Here is a 17,756-nt window from a genome sequence, read left to right on the forward strand (position 1 = left end):
TAATATATTATATTCTTTTATTTATTATTCTCTTTGTTCACCAAATCAATTATATCCTCTAAGTAATACTGATTGGTCTTTAGTTTTGAAATGACTTCAGGATCATTATCTGTGAGCTTCACAATAAGTTTTGTATCTACTACCAATCCGAAGCTGACATCTCTTTTATCAGAGGTATTATTTGATTTTTCAATATCAATCAAAAGAACCTTGTAAGAATTTCCTTTTTTATCCTTCCATGCAAACTTAGGAGTCAGCCCTGCATTTAAAGCACCTCCCAGCAAACCTCCTCCATAAGGATTATTGTATGAAATTGCTTTTTTATCTTTTACTTCATCAAGATAGACCAGAAAATATTTCTTCCCAATTACATTGACTCTTGCAAATGTATCAAAAGAATAGATATACGCTGCATAGGTCATACTAAAATACAGATTATCCTGATATTTCATCAGCCATGCTCTATTCTCCTTCTTTGCTTTTTTATCCGTATCTGTATATCTGAATGGAGATATTTTGATGTAATCTTCATTCTGACTTTTTACTTCTGCATAAACACTGGGTTTAGCAAGGCTGTCTTTTTTATAGTCCGAGAAGCCGTAATAGAACTCCATACCTGTTATTCTCTGGTTCTGGGACAGATAAAAATGGGAAATCGCCAGTACAAAAAGGAAAGACAATTTTTTCATCAGTTACTCTCTTTACCGGTTCCGTATCCTTTTACGATACCTCTTGGTGAGTTTTGAATAAACTGTAAGATCTCATCTCTCTCAGCCGTTGGAAGCATTTCTTTTTCAATATGGGAAATAGCCTGTGAAACGTTCATCTTCATCTGGAAGATGGCTCTGTAGATTTTCTGGATTTCAAAGATTTTCTCATTGGTAAATCCTCTTCTTCTTAAACCCACAGAATTGATACCGGCATAAGACATAGGCTCTCTTGCAACTTTTACGTAAGGCGGAATATCTTTTCTTACCAGAGTACCTCCGGAAATCATGACATGTTTTCCGATTTTACCGAATTGGTGAACTGCTGATAAACCTCCCATTACAGTATAATCTCCAATCTCCACATGTCCTGCAATACCACAACCGTTTACAATGATAACGTGATCTCCGATAACACAATCATGGGCAATATGCGAGGTAGCCATAATAAGGCAGTTCGCTCCTATTTTAGTATATCCCAAAGCCTTTGTCCCTCTGTTTACGGTAACACATTCTCTGATTGTTGTATCATCACCGATAATTACCTGGGTATCTTCACCATCAAATTTCAGATCCTGAGGAATTGCAGAGATTACAGTACCCGGAAAAATCCTACAGTTTTTTCCTATTCTTGCGCCATCCATAATGGTTACATTAGGACCAATCCATGTTCCTTCTCCAATTTCTACATCCCCTGCAATGGTAGTGAAAGGTTCTACGATTACATTTTTGCTGATTTTCGCACGTTTATCTACGGCTGCTAATTGATGAATCATTTAATCAACTTTATTTTTTGCAACTTGAGCCATAAGCTCTGCTTCTACTGCTACAGTATCTCCAACATATCCATACCCCTGCATATGAACAATTCCTCTTCTGATAGGCTCTATCAATTCAATTTTGAATATAAGTGTATCTCCCGGAATTACTTTTCTCTTGAATTTCACCTTATCAATTTTGATGAAATAAGTAGAATAGTTTTCAGGATCCGGAACGCTGGCCAATACAAGAATTCCTCCTGTCTGTGCCAATGCTTCTACCTGAAGAACTCCAGGCATTACAGGTTCTTTAGGGAAGTGTCCCACGAAGAAAGGTTCGTTCATGGTTACGTTTTTCAAACCTACTACGTGAGAGTCTGAAAGTTCAAGAACTTTATCGATCAATAAGAACGGAGGTCTGTGAGGCATAAGCTTCATAATTCCGTTGATATCGAATACTGGTTCTTTTGTCAGGTCAAAATCCGGAACGTTTTTCTTTTTCTGCAATTTCCACTGGCGGTTTAGTTTTTTCGCAAACTGAGTATTCACAAAGTGTCCCGGTTTGTTAGCAATAACTTTACCTTTTATTTTTACTCCTGCCAAAGCAAGGTCACCGATTACATCCAGTAATTTGTGTCTCGCCGCTTCGTTAGGATAGTTTAAGTTAAGATTGTCAAGAATACCGTTGGGTCTTATCGATACATTATCTTTCCCAAAGGCTTTCTTTAATTTTTCTGTAGTTTCAGGAGTAAGATCTTTATCTACATATACAATGGCATTGGAAATATCTCCACCTTTGATCAAACCATGATCTAAAAGCATTTCCAATTCATGCAGGAAGCTGAATGTTCTTGCTGATGAGATTTCGTCTTTAAATTCTGAAATATTTTTAAGAGTAGCATTCTGAGTACCTAATACTTTAGTCCCAAAATCTACCATAGTAGTTACCTCGTAAGTATCCGAAGGAATGATTGTGATTTCCGAACCAGTAGCCGGATCACTGTAGGTAAGAACCTCTTTTACAACAAGATATTCTCTTGCAATGGCTTGTTCTGCTACTCCCACACTTTCGATAGCTTCCACAAAGTATTTTGAGGATCCATCCAAAATTGGTGGTTCAGAGGCATCCATTTCTAAAATTGCGTTATCAATATCACAGCCAACAAGGGCTGCCAGAAGATGTTCGCAAGTGGTAATTTTTACCCCTAATTTTTCTAATGTAGTTCCTCTTTCGGTTGCTACCACATAATTTACATCAGCTTCTACCTGAGGATGTCCCTCCAAGTCTGTTCTTACAAATACAAAACCTGTATTTTCTTTAGCAGGTTTAATGGTAAGTTTTACTTCTTTACCTGTATGAAGGCCAATTCCAGAAAGAGTTACCTCTTGCTGAAGTGTTTTTTGCATATCACTCATTAGTATTATCTTTTGAGTTATTCTCAAGATTATTTATTCTATTTACAATTCCAGGTAAGTTCCTGAAATGAACATAACTCCTTAAATAGTCATTGTAACTGATTGCTGGTGAACCGTACAAAGTTTCTCTGTCATTAACACTGGAATTCACTCCACTCTGAGCCTGAATTTTCACCTGGTTTCCTATTTTGATATGTCCTACGACACCTACCTGGCCACCAATCTGATTCCAGTCTCCGATAGTGGTGGAACCTGCAATTCCTGCCTGTGCAGCAATTACGTTGTTCTGACCAATTTTCACGTTGTGGGCAATCTGAATCAGATTATCAATCTTGGTCCCTTTACCTATTATTGTAGAACCTATTGTAGCTCTGTCGATACTACAGTTTGACCCGATTTCTACATCGTCTTCAATGATTACATTTCCAAGCTGCGGAATTTTCTTGAAGCCTTCAGCCGTTGGCTGGAAACCAAAACCGTCTCCTCCGATTACCGTGTTGGAATGAATCACACAGTTATCTCCAATAATACAGTAGTCGTAAATTCTGGCACCACTGTCTATCTTACAGTTTTTACCAATTTTCACTCCTTTCCCTATATATACATGTGGATAGATCTGTGATCCTTCCCCGATCTTAGCTTTCTCGGAAACATAAGTAAATGCCCCGATATACGCTTTATCTCCTATGACAGCGGTATCATGAATAGATGAACCGTTCTCAATACCTTCTTTTCTTCCCTGCATTTCCTGATATAAATTCATCAGAATCTGAAAAGAAAGATAGGCATCTTTTACAACGATTAAGGTAGGGTTATAATGATTTTTCTCCAGAAGTTTTTCCGAAACGATGATAACAGAGCATTTTGAGCTATCCAAAAAATGAGAAAACCGATCTTGTGCTATAAAAGAAAGATGTCCCGATTCCCCATTTTCAATTGGTGAAACTCCCGTAATAAGTGCATTCTCGTCACCTATTATTTTTCCGTCAATAAAACTTGCAATTTGCGAAGCTGTAAATTCCATATTCTGCAAAGATAAGAAATTCTATAATTTGCAAACATGTTTTAGTTTCAGATCGTAAATTTTAATATTCTTTAAGAGTCCAGTCTGGAGATATCTCTTGGAAACATAAGGATATAGCGGGTCGTCTTATTTACGATTAATCCTGATAAAAGCTGATCTTCCGACTCATGCAGCCTTGTTCTTTTTCCATTTTTATGCAGTAAATAAATGGGCTGTTTCTCTGCATGATAAGGCAATAATTTTCTTTTAATTTCATGAACCAATTCATCACCATTATCGATTCCGAAAAGTTCGTTACTCTTTTTTATTTTTTCCTCAATTATTTCCTGGCCAAAAGGATGTGATGAAATAATTGTTTTAGGCAAATTTCTCTGAATTACACATTTACACCAGTATGACAATACAAAATCTTCTGAATTCTGCCATTCTTTCATGGCCTGAATTACATCATTATCATCAAGCTGAGTAAATCTTTCTATATCTTCATCTGTGGCACCGCTCTTTTCACGGTATAAAAAATATTTCAGATTGTCTGTTGCCGGAAGTTCTACCCCCTGGGAAATCAGATATTTTGCCCTTTCAAGGATTTTAACCAAAAGAAACTCTGCCAAGGCTGAAGTTTTATGATAATACACCTGCCAATACATAAACATTCTGGCAGTAAGGAAATTTTCAATGGAATAAATTCCTTTTGCATCAATCACCAGTTCGCCTTCTTCGCAGACATTCATCATAGAGATAATTCTCTGGGTATTAATATTTCCTTCGGAAACACCTGTAAAAAAACTGTCTCTTTTAAGATAATCCAAACGGTCAACATCCAGTTGGGAAGAGATCAGCTGATTAAAAAACTTTCTGTGATACTTCCCCTGAAACATTTCAATAGCCATGGATAGTTGGCCCTGGAATTCCTCATTAAGCTTATTCATCAGCAGCAAAGAAAGATTCTCATGATGCCAGTCATCCATCAGCATACTTTCCAATGCGTGTGAAAACGGACCATGACCGATATCATGCATCAAAATGGCCAGCATCGCTCCTTTTTCTTCTTCCTCAGAAATTTTCACTCCTTTCTGCTTCAATGTTTCTAAAGCTGTAAACATCAAATGCATCGCTCCAAGAGCATGATGAAATCTTGTATGGGTAGCACCGGGAAATATCAGGTTCAGAAGTCCGGTCTGCCCGATTCTCCTTAATCTCTGAAAATAGGGATGCTCAATGATATCAAATAAAATTTCGTGTGGAATTTTGATAAACCCGTGAACAGGATCGTTGATGATTTTTAGCTTATTCTGCATTGAAACTTCAGTATTAGTAAACAAAGTTAGGCATTTTAAAATTTAGCCTTTTATTAAATTACTATTAAGATTTTGGGATAACATGATTATACACCAAATATTTTTCGTCAAAAACATCTTCATATCAACTTCAGAAATTCATAAATATCTATTTATTATCAATTCGAGATTTTTTGAAAACCTTTTGCGTCTGTTATATTAAAGGATTATCTTTGAGAGAAAACACAGCAACCTTTAATGAGACGCTTCCCGCTTTTCCTCTTTTTACTTTTAAGTTTGAACATTTCCGCACAGATCATCACTGAGACCCAAAAGCTGGAATCTCTTTGCAGGATTTGGGGATTTTTAAAATATTACCATCCCCGTGTGGCAAAGGGAAATCTTAACTGGGATAAGCAGCTTTTTCAAAAAATATATGAACTTGAAAATATTAATGATAAACAGTCTCTCAATAATTTTTATTCTGAATGGATTGAGAGTCTGGGAGAAGTTCCGCCATGCAAAGAATGTTCAGCTAAAGATCAGAAGGTGTATTTCCTTAAAAATTTTGATCTACGCTGGATGGACAATTCACAAATTTTCTCTGATGATGTATCTCAAAAGCTTCGTTATATCGAAAAAAACAGAAATATTGGAGACAATCACTTTGTGGGAAAAGGGGGAAGAAAAATATATTTCAGGAATGAAAAATCCTATGGGTCTCAATTCACTTCCACAGCCATTAGTTTACTGGAGTTGTTCAGATACTGGAATTACGTGGAATATTTCTTTCCTTATAAATATGAAACCGATCAGAACTGGAATGATGTCCTTACAGAAATGATTCCCAAATTTCTATTGGTTGATAATGATGAAAATTTTCACTTAACATTAGCAGAACTAGTGGCTAAAACGGATGATTCACACGCTTATCTTTCTTCAAAGGAGATTCAGCTTCATCTGTATGGTCAACGAAAAGTTCCTGTAGAATATATTTATGCTGAAGGAAAACTAGTGATTACAAAAGTTAATGACACACGGCCTGAACATCAAGGCCCACTGCATACCGGAGATGTTATTTATGATATTGAAGGAAAAACTATTCCACAGATGATCAACAGTTTGGGAAAGTATGTACCTGCCTCCAATTCATGGGGCAAGGTCAGCAAAATAAAAGACAAGCTGCTTTTCACTAGCAATGATTCTGTTTCTTTAAAGATTGAAAGAGAAGGACAAAATATAGAAATAAAAACCAGAACATATCTTAGTAAGAATATTATTCGTGAAAAGAAACCTGTTGTAAAAAAGTGGAAATTGATGGATGATGAAAAGACAACCGGATATGTTAATATGGGGATGATTGAAAAGGATGATCTTGATGAGATGTACAGCAGTTTAAAATCCACAAAATCCATTATCTTTGATCTCAGGAATTATCCAAAACAAACGATTGTACCCTTAAGCTTTCTTCTTCTTCCCAACCCGGTAATCTATTATCAGTTTACTTTTCCTGATACCAGCTATCCCGGCAAATTCTACAGCAGAAAAAATGTCATCGGCAGGAAAAATCCTGAATACTATAAAGGAAATGTCATCGTTTTAGTAGATGAGAATACACAAAGCCAGGCAGAAACCACGACAATGATGTTCAAACAGCATCCGAAAGCTAAAATTATTGGTAGTAATACTTCAGGAGCCAACGGAGATGTCATTATGTTTAAAATTGCTGATCTCAATACACGGTTTACAGGCCTAGGTGCTTATTATCCTGATGGCAGGGAAACCCAAAGAATAGGAATCATTCCCGATATTCTGGTAAAACCAAGTATTGAAGGGATAAAAAACGGAAAAGATGAAGTGCTGGAAAAGGCTTTGGAGTATATAAAAACCACTAATTAAGTGAAGTGAAAATGTGAATTATCCTACGCCATTTTCATTTAACTTATATTTAACTTTTAATCTTTTGAATTTGTGAGATTTTAAAAGGATTTGGTCAACATTTTGATAGAATAACCATGTAAAAAATAAATTATGTCAGAAAAGATATTATGGATCGATGATGAAATAGATTTACTTAAACCTCATATCGTATTTTTAGAAAAGAAAGGTTATCAGGTAACCCCTGTTAACAATGTCAATGAGGCTTTGGAGCTTATGGATTCAGAGAAATTTGCTTTAACGCTAATTGATGAAAATATGCCGGGTATTTCCGGTCTGGAGGCAATTCCTATGATTAAGGAAAAAGATAATGCCTTAAAAATCGTCATGGTAACCAAAAGCGAAGAAGAACACATTATGGAAGAAGCGATCGGTTCCCAGATTGCCGATTATATATTAAAGCCTGTAAATCCCAATCAGATATTACTGTCTTTAAAGAAAAACCTTCAGCAGGATAATCTTGTGGAACAAAAAACAATTTTACAATACCAGCAGGAATTCAGAAACCTTTCCATGGAACTTTCTTATTTGAGAACGTATCAGGAATGGGCTGAGTATTATAAAAAGATTCTTAGCTGGGAAATCAAATTTGATAAGGTAGCAGACAATGAATTTGCCGATCTTCTGCAGTCTCAGAAGGAAGAAGCCAATATTCAGTTTGCCAAATTCATTGAGAAAAATTATGAAAACTGGCTTACAGATTCAGACAAACCGATGATGAGCCACACGCTTTTCAAGGAAAAAGTGAAGCCTGAAGTGGAAAAAGAGAAAGTTCTTTTACTGATGGTGGATAATCTTCGGTATGATCAGTGGAAAGTAATCGAACCTTTATTTACAAAATACTACAATAAAATATCGGAAGATTATTATTATAGTATTCTTCCGACAGCAACACAATATGCAAGGAATTCTTTCTTTGCAGGATTAATGCCGTCTGAGATAGAAAAACGCTTCCCTGATAAATGGTTTAATGATAACGAAGAAGGAAATAAAAATGAGTTTGAGCGTGACTTCCTGGAAGATCAGATGAAGAGAATCGGTCTTGGTTCAAAGTCTATGAAGTATCTTAAAGTACTGAACGCTGATTTTGAAAGAAAGATCTATGACGATTTCAACCAGCATAAAAATAATGACCTGCTGGTTATTGTGTACAACTTTATTGATATCCTGTCGCATGCAAAAACAGACAATCATATTGTAGACCAGCTGATTCGTGATGATAAGACTTTCCGTTCCCTTACCTTCAACTGGTTTGAAAACTCTTCTTTATTGAAGATCATTAAGGCAGCTGCAGAAAACGGATATAAACTGGTGATCACAACAGATCACGGTACTGTATATGTTAAAAAGCCAAGTAAAGTGGTAGGAGACAGAGAAACTTCTACGAATATCAGATATAAAACAGGCAAAAGCTTAACGTATGATGACAGTGATGTATGGGCTATTACCAATCCGGAAAAGCTTTTCCTGCCCAAAGGAAATTTAAGTTCGAAATATATTTTTGCTAAAAACAATATATTCCTGGCGTATCCTAAAAATTACAATCATTTTGTTAATTACTATAAAGAAACTTACCAGCATGGTGGAATTTCACTTGAAGAGTGTATTATTCCTATCAGTATTTTAGAACCCAAGTAGTTTTTTTCATAGTTTATTTAATTTTGGGTTTAAAGGCGGAAAAAATCTTGCGATTTTTTCCGCCTCTTTTTTAAGGCACTTATTTTGCATATCAACAGACAACCTTAAATATATATTTATGAAAAAACACATTTTTATTGCAGCAGCATTCTCAGCATTATTTTTAACCTCATGTAATAAAGAAAAGACAACAACAGATTCTACTCCCGCTTCTGTAGACAGTGTTGCATCCAAGCCATCTGATTCAGCAGCTGTTTCAGGTACTCAGGATGAAATTGTAAAAAGTACTTCGAAAGACAAGAACGGGAAAACCCTGGATATGACTTTCAACAATACCAAAAATACGGCTACTTTAGTATTCAACAATGAAACCATTGAGCTTCAGGGACAAAAACCTGCATCAGGAATATGGTACAAGAATGACCATTATGAACTGAGAGGAAAAGGCGAGGAAATAGAACTGACAAAAGACGGTAAAACAGTTTTTAAAAATTAAAATCACTTACTCAGTATATAAAAGTCGGATTTGAAATTCAGAACCGGCTTTTTTTATTTCCCTACATTTGAAAAAATTTATTTTGTTTATGAGATTAATCACCTACAATGTTAATGGAATCAGGGCGGCTTTTACGAAAGATTTTCTGGGCTGGCTGAAGACTGCCGATCCGGATATCATCTGTATTCAGGAGAGTAAGGCCGGAAACGATCAGATAGACATCGAAAGCCTTGAAAAATTGGGATATCACAGTTATTGGCACTCAGCGGTAAGAAAAGGCTACAGCGGGGTCGGAATTGCCTCAAAAATAAAACCCAACCATGTAGAGTATGGTTGTGGTATCGAAAGCTATGATAATGAAGGAAGAATCATCCGTGCAGATTTTGACGGATTTTCCGCGATTTCGGTATATGTTCCTTCTGCATCTAATATTGAGAGGTTAGATTTTAAAATGCAGTTCTGCCATGACTTTCTTGGGTATATTAAAAATTTAAAAAAAGAAATTCCTAATCTTATTATCTCCGGAGACTTTAATATCTGCCACGAGGCTATCGATATTCACAATCCTGTCGGTTTAAAGAATGTTTCAGGGTTTCTTCCTATGGAAAGAGAATGGATGACCAATTTTATCAATGAATGCGAACTGATTGACAGTTTCAGGTTCTTTAACAATGAACCTGACAATTATACATGGTGGAGCTACAGACAAAACTCAAGGGAAAGAAATAAAGGCTGGAGACTGGATTATAATTTCACTTCCTATAGTTTAAAGGATAAGCTCAGCAGGGCTGTCATTTTAAAGGAAGCGGTACATTCCGACCATTGTCCTGCTTTAGTCGAACTAGATGTATAAAAAACAGATATCCATACAAAAAGCCAGCTGAATCAGCTGGCTTTTTTTTAATTTAAATCATAAAATTAATCGACAATTTCATATTCGACTGGAATAGTACCATGACTGATATCTCCAATCTCATCGAACGCAGCTTTAGACATATCTAAAGATCTTGATGAATGGTAAGGCCCTCTGTCATTAATTCTCACTATTACCTCTTTACCATTTTTAAGGTTGGTTACCTTAACATTTGTTCCAAATGGAAGCGTTCTGTTTGCTGCAGTAAACTTTGAATTATCAAAGATTTCTCCGCTAGCGGTTTTTCTACCGTTAAATCTATCGTGGTAGTACGATGCATAACTTGTTTTTTTCGCATCTAAGGTATTACTTGTAAATGAGTAAACACCTAGGGTTGAAATCATCATTATGATTACGAGAATGAATCTTTTCATCATTTTGAACTTTTATTGGTTTTGACGGGACAAAAGTATCAGGAATCTTCAGAAAACCCTACTCCATATGTTAAAATCAGTTAACAAAACACTAATAAAAAGTTAACAATCCTTGCAAAGCACTATAAATAGGGCTTTTAAGTTACACTGTTAAAAAATGTTAAAAAAAGATCTAAAAAGTTAACGTAATTAACTAATTCATGCATAATTTAAAAATAACAAATCTAAAATATATTGATAATCAATATTTTACAAAAATCATAAAGTTAAAATAAAATTTCAAAACTACTTGTTAAAATTTTAAAGTCTTAAAATTCAACTTTAGGAAAAACTTTTCTCAGAAGCTCTTTAGCTTCATCTGTTGAAATTATGCAATTGATTTTTAACACCTTTTATTTTGTTAAAATGTAAAGTCTGATTCATTATCAGTCCATATTTGATTTCAATTGTTCAAAAAGTGATTCAATCACGATGTATTACCCGAAAAAATAAAAGAACATCCTTCTCTGTAAAAAGCAAAAAACCAATGATTTCTCATTGGTTTTTTATTATATAATTAAGTATTATACTATTTTAAATATTCTAAAACATAATCATATGTACCACTTGGATATACTACAGACATACTAGGAGAACCTGTAACAGCAGCTCCAGTAGATATATCATATGAATACAATTCTCTGGAATATACATTATTAGTACCTGCCTTATAAATAGTAATTCCGTACAATGCTGTAATTCCACCTGGCGCTGGAATTGTTACTGCAGTAGTAGTTCCATTTGCAGTAAAAGTTCCTTTGATACCATAAATCTGCGCATTATTTACTTGTCTGTTTGTAACAGTTTCAGTAGTAAGAATATTTTCTTTCGGAGCAGACCCTAATGGTAACCATTGTCCTGAAGCCGAAGAGAATGCTGGTGTTGGAGTAGGGTTGCTGAAATAGTAAAAACCTACACCTACCGTTTGGTTTCCGATACCTGATCCTGTAGCAGGAGTAGTACCAGCAGTGGAGTTATATACAATCATCCCATCATATGCTGTAGGGAAATTAAGTGCACTAGTTACTGGTGTTACAAAAGTGAACGTAGTTAAATTTGTTCTAGGAAATGCTAATCCTTTACCATTACTAGTTGATGTTGTAAAGCCGTTTGCAGAAGCATCTAAGAATACGGATTGTGTAGCTACTGTAGCACTGACAGTACCATTTGATCTCAATTGAGCGAAAAAAGTGCTTGATGCCGCAACAATGGCAAACAATGCTGATGTTAAATATACTTTCATAATTGTGTTTTGTTATTAGAATGAACTATAGCTATACCAGTTTGTCCCATCACAAATATAAGACAAAGATCCACCTGATTGAAGAGGTGTCGTTGAAGCAGTACTATGAGCTCCCGATACACTAAAGAAGGCTCCATTGGTTGCATCTATAAATGTAATAGTTTTACCGTTGGTTTTCGTTAATGTAGCTAAGTTAAATGTAACATTTGAAGTAACCAGGATTGCATTATTCAAGTCTGCATCTGAGATTGTAGAAGCTGTTTGTGCTCTTACAGTCATTCCTGAAGGAGCTGCACCACCCCCAAAAGGCTTCCATTCTGGAACCGTATTATCAAAATAATAGAAACCAGGGCCAGTAATTTTAGCTTTTCTAGCTCCTGTACCGGTTCCTGAAGTAATGTAAACAATGGCTCCATTTTGAGGCGCAGCATATGTTCCACTAGTATCATCCTTAGCGGATAATTCGGCTGCTGTCATACGAGGGACTAATAAGGCGTCAGGTCTTGCATTATCCGTAGTGTTTGCTACTACATCTAAAGTCGCGGCAGGTGTGGTTGTGTTAATCCCCACTCGCCCCTGTTGAGCTTTAGAAACAGCCGAAAGGCCAACAAGCATAATTGCTGTTAATAAAAATTTTTTCATAAGTTTTTAAAGATTTTTAATTACATTTTTTTTCATCAATATTTCCAAAAAGAGATGATACATCTCAACTTGTGAACATTAAAACAAAGCCAAAGTAATACAATAACTATTTCAATTGACTTTTAGCTTATTTAATGATTAACTTGCTGAAAGCACATGATTTAAAAATATTGCTTCTTGCGCAAATTTAAGGATAATTTTCGATTTTAATTACATTATAAAAGAAAATTAAAAATTCTTAATTACACAAAAAACTCTAATTATATGATTATCAATAAAATAAAAATATATTACCGAGAAAATTCTATGTTAATTTTCATTAATAATTTGATTTTGGAAATACTATTTTGACTTGATTAGTAAGCCTTTAGCTAAACTAACTCTCCGTATAAGTCAAACTCTTCGGCAGAAGTAATTTTCACGTCTGCAAATTCACCAATAGAAATATAAGTATCTTCGGCTGAAACCAAAACCGTATTATCTACATCCGGTGAATCGTACTCAGTTCTTCCGATGAAATAATTACCTTCTTTACGGTCAAAAATACATCTGAATACTTTACCGATTTTTTCCTGATTTTTTTCCCATGAAATCTGAGACTGCAATTCCATAATTTCTTCTACTCTTGCCTCTTTTACTTCCTGTGGAATATCATCTTCCAAAACATAAGCTGTAGTATTCTCTTCATGCGAATAGGTAAAACATCCTAATCGGTCAAACTTCTGCTCTCTTACCCATTCTTTAAGTTCCTGGAATCTTTCTTCTGTTTCACCGGGATATCCAACAATAAGCGTTGTTCTGATTGCCATATCAGGAACTTTCTCTCTGAATTTTCCTAAAAGGGCATCTGTTTTCTCATGCGTAGTTCCTCTTTTCATAGATTTCAACAAGTCTGAATTGATGTGCTGAAGAGGAATATCTATATAATTACAGATTTTAGGTTCTTCGCGGATAATATCAAGAACATCTTCAGGGAAACCGCTTGGGAAAGCATAGTGAAGACGAATCCATTCTACTCCTTCTACTTTTACCAACTCTTTTAAAAGATCACCTAATGCTCTTTTTTTATACAGATCCAACCCATAATAGGTAAGATCCTGGGCAATAAGAATTAATTCTTTTGTCCCTTTTTTTGCCAGTTTCTGAGCTTCCAAAACCAGTTTTTCGATGGGTGTTGAAATATGCCCTCCTCTCATCAAAGGGATGGCGCAGAAAGAGCATGGCCGGTCACAACCCTCAGAAATTTTAAGGTATGCGTAATGTTTTGGAGTTGTTGTTAATCTTTCTCCTACCAGTTCATGTTTATAATCTGCTCCCAGATGTTTTAAAAGTACCGGAAGATCTCTTGTTCCGAAATATTGATCTACATCCGGGATTTCTTTGATCAGATCCGGTTTATATCTTTCAGACAGACATCCTGTAACGAATACTTTTTCCACCTCGCCTCTGTTTTTAGCGTCAACGTAATCGAGGATCGTATTGATAGATTCTTCTTTGGCATTATCAATAAATCCGCAGGTATTGATGACCACAATGTCCCCACGGTCTTCGTGAACCACTTCTTTGCCATTGGCTTTCAGCTGGCTCATTAATACTTCAGAATCATATACATTCTTGGAACATCCAAGAGTGACTACATTGATTTTCTTCTTCCCTACAGATTTTGTACGCATCGTTTTGATTTTGAGTCTGCAAAGATACAAAATATTGGAGAGTTAGGATTAAAAAATAAAAACCACTTTATAAAAGTGGTTTTCAGGGATATGCTTTAAAAGTTTTTTTCTTTAAATCCAGGAGCGTTCTGATCTTTTTCGGAAAGTATGGCATCTTTTTCATCTACCTTCCAATCGATATTAAGATCAGGATCATTGAATTTTACACTGCCTTCTGACTCTTTATTGTAAAAATTATCACATTTATACGAAAATACAGCATGGGTACTTAATACAGAAAAACCATGTCCGAAACCTCTCGGCACATAAAGCTGTAATTTGTTTTCAGCAGTAAGTTCTATTCCGAACCATTTTCCGAATGTAGGAGAATCTTCCCTAAGATCTACAGCCACATCCCAAACGCTTCCTTCAAGACAGGAAACCAGTTTTGCCTGGGCATGTTCTCCTTTCTGAAGATGCAGGCCTCTTAATACTCCGTAGGAAGATCTGGAAATATTATCCTGCACAAAGTGCCCGTTCATTCCGGTAAGTTCTTCGAATTTTTTTTCATTAAACTTTTCAAAGAAGTAGCCTCTTTCATCTTCAAATATGGTAGGCTCTATGATGTAGCAGTCTTTAAGCGGGGTTTCTTTAATTTTCATAATAGTTAAAAACTCTATTTCAATGTGGTTATTAATGTTTTAAACAAGATCTTTATATCGTTTTTGAAAGACATCTTTTCAAAATAGTCCAGATTCATTTTTACTTTGTTCGGAAATAACACTTCATCATTGTAAGCTAAAGGATCTTCCTGGTTTTTCAGAAGGTATTCTTCGTCTCTATATTTAATACTTGCTTCACAGGTAAGCCCGGGTTTCAGCTCCAGAACTTTCCTGTCTTCTCCGACAAGTTTATCGTAATATCCTTCAATATCAGGCCTGGGACCTACAAAACTCATATCACCTTTTACAATATTAAACAATTGCGGAAATTCATCGAGCTTAAATTTTCTGAGAGTCTGCCCTATTTTTGAGCATGTTCTCTTCTGTTCATGAATTGTTTTAATCTTAAAAATGGTAAAAGGCTTTCCATACTGCCCTATCCGGGTCTGAAAAAAGATTCCGTTGGAAGATGTATCCAGACTTGCAATCACAAATAAAATAATCAGTACAGGCATAAGAAAAAGGATCAATATTGCCGATAAGACAAAATCAAAAACTTTTTTCCAATATTTATACTGATTCATTAAGTTCAAATAATATTAAAGTCCAAAGTAAGAATGAACAACCTTTGCTATTCTTTCTTTGTCATCCTCTGACAGATTAGAGCCTGAAGGAAGGCATAATCCGTTATCAAAAAGTTTTTCAGAAACATTCCCGCCATAATAAGGAGAAGTTTCAAAAACCGGCTGCAAATGCATAGGTTTCCAAAGCGGTCTTGATTCTATATTATCTTCTAAAAATGCAAGTCTTAAACCTTCTCTGTTTTTTCCTGTCATTTCCGGATCAACAATCACTGCAGATAACCAGTGGTTGGAATAAAAATCATCATTCGACTCTGAGAGTACAGTTACCCCTTCAATATTGCGGAAAAGGTCAACATAGAAATTGTGCATTGCTCTACGGGCAGCAACCCTGTCCTTAAGCACTTCCATCTGTCCTCTTCCTATTCCTGCTACAATATTGCTCATTCTGTAGTTGAAACCGATGTGTGAGTGCTGATAGTGGGGAGCATTATCTCTGGCCTGTGTAGAAAGGAAAACGGTTTTATCTTTATCTTCCTGAGTATGACAAACCAAAGCTCCACCTCCTGAAGTGGTAATAATTTTATTTCCGTTAAAACTTAAAATTCCAAAACGGCCGAATGTACCGCAAGCCTGTCCTTTATAAGTTGAGCCCAGGGCTTCAGCAGCATCTTCTATCAAAGGGATCTGGAATTCCTGAGCAATGGCAGTAATTTCGTCCATTTTTGCCGGCATACCATACAGATGTACTACAATGATTGCTTTAGGTTTTGTTCCTTTTTGGATTCTGTCTTCGATGGCTTCTCTCAGTGCTTTAGGGCACATATTCCATGTAACCGGTTCACTATCAACAAAAACAGGAATTGCCCCACAATACGCAATTGGATTGGCTGAAGCAGAGAAAGTCATGGATTGACAGATCACCTCATCGCCATGTACAATTCCGCATTCGATAAGAGCAAGGTGTAATGCTGCAGTACCTGCAGACAGCGCAGCCACTTTTACACTTCCACCTAAAAACTGCTCCAGATCACCTTCAAATCCGTTAACATTAGGTCCCAACGGAGCTACCCAGTTTTCTTCAAATGCTTCGTTGATGTATTTTTGTTCATTCCCTCCCATATGCGGTGAGGACAGCCAGATTTTAGTATTCATATTTTTGATTAGTAACTTGTTTATATAATATTTTTCTTGATAATTCTCCCCGGATTTCCCACAATAACTGAGTAATCGGGAACATCGGTAATGATGACTGCACCGGCACCAATTACACACCATTTTCCTATTTTGATTCCCTGGATTACAGAAGCTCCTATTCCAATCTGAGAGCCTTCACCTACTTCCACTCCTCCGGCAAGTGCTGAGTTGGGAGAAATATGAACAAAATCTTCAATCACACAATCATGATCTACAGATGCATTGGTATTGATGATACAATGTTTTCCAATGGCCGTATCTGCATTAATTACCACGCCTCCCATGATTACTGTTCCTTCTTCTATTTTCACAGAACCTGAAATGATTGTTTTGGGATGTATTAAAGTGCCAATTTTATGATTAATCTGTTCTGCGATTTTCTTACGGATCAGATTGTTGCCAATTGAAATAATCAGTTTTTCTTTATCATCCGGTAAATTATTCAAAACCGGAGATCCATAGCATTCCTTTTTAGTGACATCCTGATCTATAAATGCCTTAATTTTTATGTCATTAGCAGCAGCAATATCTGCAATTACCTTTCCATGTCCGCTTGCTCCAAATAAATACATAGCTATTAATTAATTTCCTTGAAATGGTTCTATGGTAACGTGTCCATCGGCTGAAATACCTTCTTTTATAAAAACTTTCTTTATAGTAAGAAATATTATTTTCAGATCCAGGATAAAGGATACATGATCCACATACCAGACATCTAAATTAAACTTTTCTTCCCAAGAAATAGCATTTCTACCGTTAATCTGTGCCCAGCCGGTAATTCCCGGTCTTACTTCATGTCTTCTTGCCTGATGATCATTATAAAGCGGCAGATATTGTACCAGTAACGGTCTTGGCCCTATTAATGCCATATCTCCTTTCAAAACATTAATCAGTTGAGGAATTTCATCTATAGATGTTTTACGGACAAACGATCCCACTGCCGTAAGTCTCTCTGCATCTGGCAATAGATTACCTTCAGAGTCTGTTTTGTCATTCATTGTTTTGAATTTTATAATGGTAAAAATTTTACCGTTTTTGCCAGGTCTTTTCTGAAAGAAAAAAGGTTTCCATTCATTTGCGATGGCCAAAGCAATAAAAAAAACAATAAACACAGGACTTATTATAAGCAAACCGGTTAAGGCTAATATAAAATCAAAAACTCTTTTTACAAAAACACGATACATCTTTTTCTTTTCTCT

At 35.8% G+C, this 17,756-nt stretch carries 18 protein-coding genes; 4 read left to right on the forward strand and 14 right to left on the reverse strand.

Features of this window, described 5'->3' with window-relative positions; all coding sequences use genetic code 11:
* Positions 1 to 17: 17 nt before the first annotated feature.
* The 5 genes from JNG87_RS00130 to JNG87_RS00150 all read right to left on the reverse strand — a co-directional run bounded on the left by JNG87_RS00130 (position 18) and on the right by JNG87_RS00150 (position 5,203).
* Positions 18 to 689 carry a hypothetical protein gene (locus JNG87_RS00130; protein ID WP_137905072.1) on the reverse strand — a complete coding sequence of 224 codons (672 nt, stop codon included), beginning with the start codon at positions 687 to 689 and terminating at the stop codon, positions 18 to 20.
* The gene (lpxA, locus tag JNG87_RS00135; RefSeq protein WP_076596575.1) at positions 689 to 1,483 is read right to left on the reverse strand and encodes an acyl-ACP--UDP-N-acetylglucosamine O-acyltransferase; all 795 of its coding nucleotides are present in this window, start codon (positions 1,481 to 1,483) and stop codon (positions 689 to 691) included. The genes JNG87_RS00130 and lpxA overlap by 1 nt, the downstream gene beginning before the upstream one ends.
* Positions 1,484 to 2,881: a bifunctional UDP-3-O-[3-hydroxymyristoyl] N-acetylglucosamine deacetylase/3-hydroxyacyl-ACP dehydratase gene (locus JNG87_RS00140; RefSeq protein WP_110010003.1), complete on the reverse strand. Its 1,398-nt coding sequence runs from the start codon at positions 2,879 to 2,881 to the stop codon at positions 1,484 to 1,486.
* Positions 2,874 to 3,905 carry a UDP-3-O-(3-hydroxymyristoyl)glucosamine N-acyltransferase gene (gene lpxD / locus JNG87_RS00145; protein WP_110010004.1) on the reverse strand — a complete coding sequence of 344 codons (1,032 nt, stop codon included), beginning with the start codon at positions 3,903 to 3,905 and terminating at the stop codon, positions 2,874 to 2,876. The genes JNG87_RS00140 and lpxD overlap by 8 nt, the downstream gene beginning before the upstream one ends.
* A 71-nt stretch (positions 3,906 to 3,976) precedes the next feature.
* A complete protein-coding gene (locus JNG87_RS00150; RefSeq protein WP_202840995.1) occupies positions 3,977 to 5,203 on the reverse strand; it encodes an HD domain-containing protein in 1,227 nt (408 codons plus the stop codon).
* 237 nt (positions 5,204 to 5,440) lie between these two features.
* Here JNG87_RS00150 and JNG87_RS00155 point away from each other — a divergent pair, with 237 nt between their 5' ends.
* From JNG87_RS00155 to JNG87_RS00170, 4 genes are all read left to right on the forward strand, one after another.
* A complete protein-coding gene (locus JNG87_RS00155; protein WP_202840997.1) occupies positions 5,441 to 7,081 on the forward strand; it encodes a S41 family peptidase in 1,641 nt (546 codons plus the stop codon).
* Between the two features lie 132 nt (positions 7,082 to 7,213).
* The gene (locus JNG87_RS00160) at positions 7,214 to 8,758 is read left to right on the forward strand and encodes a bifunctional response regulator/alkaline phosphatase family protein (protein ID WP_110010007.1); all 1,545 of its coding nucleotides are present in this window, start codon (positions 7,214 to 7,216) and stop codon (positions 8,756 to 8,758) included.
* Positions 8,759 to 8,876: 118 nt separating this feature from the next.
* A complete protein-coding gene (locus tag JNG87_RS00165; RefSeq protein ID WP_202840998.1) occupies positions 8,877 to 9,254 on the forward strand; it encodes an MliC family protein in 378 nt (125 codons plus the stop codon).
* Between the two features lie 88 nt (positions 9,255 to 9,342).
* On the forward strand, positions 9,343 to 10,107 hold the full coding sequence (locus JNG87_RS00170; protein WP_202840999.1) for an exodeoxyribonuclease III: 765 nt from the start codon (positions 9,343 to 9,345) through the stop codon (positions 10,105 to 10,107).
* Positions 10,108 to 10,172: 65 nt separating this feature from the next.
* Here JNG87_RS00170 and JNG87_RS00175 read toward each other — a convergent pair whose 3' ends face one another.
* The 9 genes from JNG87_RS00175 to JNG87_RS00215 all read right to left on the reverse strand — a co-directional run bounded on the left by JNG87_RS00175 (position 10,173) and on the right by JNG87_RS00215 (position 17,741).
* The gene (locus JNG87_RS00175) at positions 10,173 to 10,544 is read right to left on the reverse strand and encodes a septal ring lytic transglycosylase RlpA family protein (protein ID WP_202841000.1); all 372 of its coding nucleotides are present in this window, start codon (positions 10,542 to 10,544) and stop codon (positions 10,173 to 10,175) included.
* A gap of 565 nt (positions 10,545 to 11,109) precedes the next feature.
* On the reverse strand, positions 11,110 to 11,757 hold the full coding sequence (locus JNG87_RS00180) for a hypothetical protein (RefSeq protein WP_202841001.1): 648 nt from the start codon (positions 11,755 to 11,757) through the stop codon (positions 11,110 to 11,112).
* An 81-nt stretch (positions 11,758 to 11,838) separates the two neighbouring features.
* Positions 11,839 to 12,465, reverse strand: a complete 627-nt coding sequence (locus JNG87_RS00185; protein ID WP_202841002.1) for a hypothetical protein — start codon at positions 12,463 to 12,465, stop codon at positions 11,839 to 11,841.
* Positions 12,466 to 12,836: 371 nt separating this feature from the next.
* Positions 12,837 to 14,138, reverse strand: a complete 1,302-nt coding sequence (gene rimO, locus JNG87_RS00190) for a 30S ribosomal protein S12 methylthiotransferase RimO (RefSeq protein ID WP_202841003.1) — start codon at positions 14,136 to 14,138, stop codon at positions 12,837 to 12,839.
* Positions 14,139 to 14,233: 95 nt separating this feature from the next.
* Entirely contained in the window at positions 14,234 to 14,779 is a 546-nt protein-coding gene (gene rfbC, locus JNG87_RS00195) for a dTDP-4-dehydrorhamnose 3,5-epimerase (RefSeq protein ID WP_110010014.1), read from the reverse strand.
* Positions 14,780 to 14,793: 14 nt separating this feature from the next.
* The gene (locus JNG87_RS00200) at positions 14,794 to 15,363 is read right to left on the reverse strand and encodes a sugar transferase (protein WP_202841005.1); all 570 of its coding nucleotides are present in this window, start codon (positions 15,361 to 15,363) and stop codon (positions 14,794 to 14,796) included.
* A gap of 15 nt (positions 15,364 to 15,378) precedes the next feature.
* Positions 15,379 to 16,515, reverse strand: coding sequence for a DegT/DnrJ/EryC1/StrS family aminotransferase (locus JNG87_RS00205; RefSeq protein WP_202841007.1), 1,137 nt, complete (start codon positions 16,513 to 16,515; stop codon positions 15,379 to 15,381).
* Between the two features lie 20 nt (positions 16,516 to 16,535).
* Positions 16,536 to 17,129: an acetyltransferase gene (locus JNG87_RS00210; protein ID WP_110010017.1), complete on the reverse strand. Its 594-nt coding sequence runs from the start codon at positions 17,127 to 17,129 to the stop codon at positions 16,536 to 16,538.
* Between the two features lie 9 nt (positions 17,130 to 17,138).
* Entirely contained in the window at positions 17,139 to 17,741 is a 603-nt protein-coding gene (locus JNG87_RS00215; RefSeq protein ID WP_202841009.1) for a sugar transferase, read from the reverse strand.
* Between the last annotated feature and the right edge of the window lie 15 nt (positions 17,742 to 17,756).

Source organism: Chryseobacterium cucumeris, assembly GCF_016775705.1.
GTDB classification, from domain to species: domain Bacteria; phylum Bacteroidota; class Bacteroidia; order Flavobacteriales; family Weeksellaceae; genus Chryseobacterium; species Chryseobacterium cupriresistens.

What these genes read in the sequence shown, in the direction of transcription:
- JNG87_RS00130 (WP_137905072.1), bottom strand. Translation starts at nt 689, where the DNA reads ATGAAAAAATTGTCTTTCCTTTTTGTACTGGCGATTTCCCATTTTTAT.
- lpxA (WP_076596575.1), bottom strand. Translation starts at nt 1,483, where the DNA reads ATGATTCATCAATTAGCAGCCGTAGATAAACGTGCGAAAATCAGCAAA.
- JNG87_RS00140 (WP_110010003.1), bottom strand. Translation starts at nt 2,881, where the DNA reads ATGAGTGATATGCAAAAAACACTTCAGCAAGAGGTAACTCTTTCTGGA.
- lpxD (WP_110010004.1), bottom strand. Translation starts at nt 3,905, where the DNA reads ATGGAATTTACAGCTTCGCAAATTGCAAGTTTTATTGACGGAAAAATA.
- JNG87_RS00150 (WP_202840995.1), bottom strand. Translation starts at nt 5,203, where the DNA reads ATGCAGAATAAGCTAAAAATCATCAACGATCCTGTTCACGGGTTTATC.
- JNG87_RS00155 (WP_202840997.1), top strand. Translation starts at nt 5,441, where the DNA reads ATGAGACGCTTCCCGCTTTTCCTCTTTTTACTTTTAAGTTTGAACATT.
- JNG87_RS00160 (WP_110010007.1), top strand. Translation starts at nt 7,214, where the DNA reads ATGTCAGAAAAGATATTATGGATCGATGATGAAATAGATTTACTTAAA.
- JNG87_RS00165 (WP_202840998.1), top strand. Translation starts at nt 8,877, where the DNA reads ATGAAAAAACACATTTTTATTGCAGCAGCATTCTCAGCATTATTTTTA.
- JNG87_RS00170 (WP_202840999.1), top strand. Translation starts at nt 9,343, where the DNA reads ATGAGATTAATCACCTACAATGTTAATGGAATCAGGGCGGCTTTTACG.
- JNG87_RS00175 (WP_202841000.1), bottom strand. Translation starts at nt 10,544, where the DNA reads ATGATGAAAAGATTCATTCTCGTAATCATAATGATGATTTCAACCCTA.
- JNG87_RS00185 (WP_202841002.1), bottom strand. Translation starts at nt 12,465, where the DNA reads ATGAAAAAATTTTTATTAACAGCAATTATGCTTGTTGGCCTTTCGGCT.
- rimO (WP_202841003.1), bottom strand. Translation starts at nt 14,138, where the DNA reads ATGCGTACAAAATCTGTAGGGAAGAAGAAAATCAATGTAGTCACTCTT.
- rfbC (WP_110010014.1), bottom strand. Translation starts at nt 14,779, where the DNA reads ATGAAAATTAAAGAAACCCCGCTTAAAGACTGCTACATCATAGAGCCT.
- JNG87_RS00200 (WP_202841005.1), bottom strand. Translation starts at nt 15,363, where the DNA reads ATGAATCAGTATAAATATTGGAAAAAAGTTTTTGATTTTGTCTTATCG.
- JNG87_RS00205 (WP_202841007.1), bottom strand. Translation starts at nt 16,515, where the DNA reads ATGAATACTAAAATCTGGCTGTCCTCACCGCATATGGGAGGGAATGAA.
- JNG87_RS00210 (WP_110010017.1), bottom strand. Translation starts at nt 17,129, where the DNA reads ATGTATTTATTTGGAGCAAGCGGACATGGAAAGGTAATTGCAGATATT.
- JNG87_RS00215 (WP_202841009.1), bottom strand. Translation starts at nt 17,741, where the DNA reads ATGTATCGTGTTTTTGTAAAAAGAGTTTTTGATTTTATATTAGCCTTA.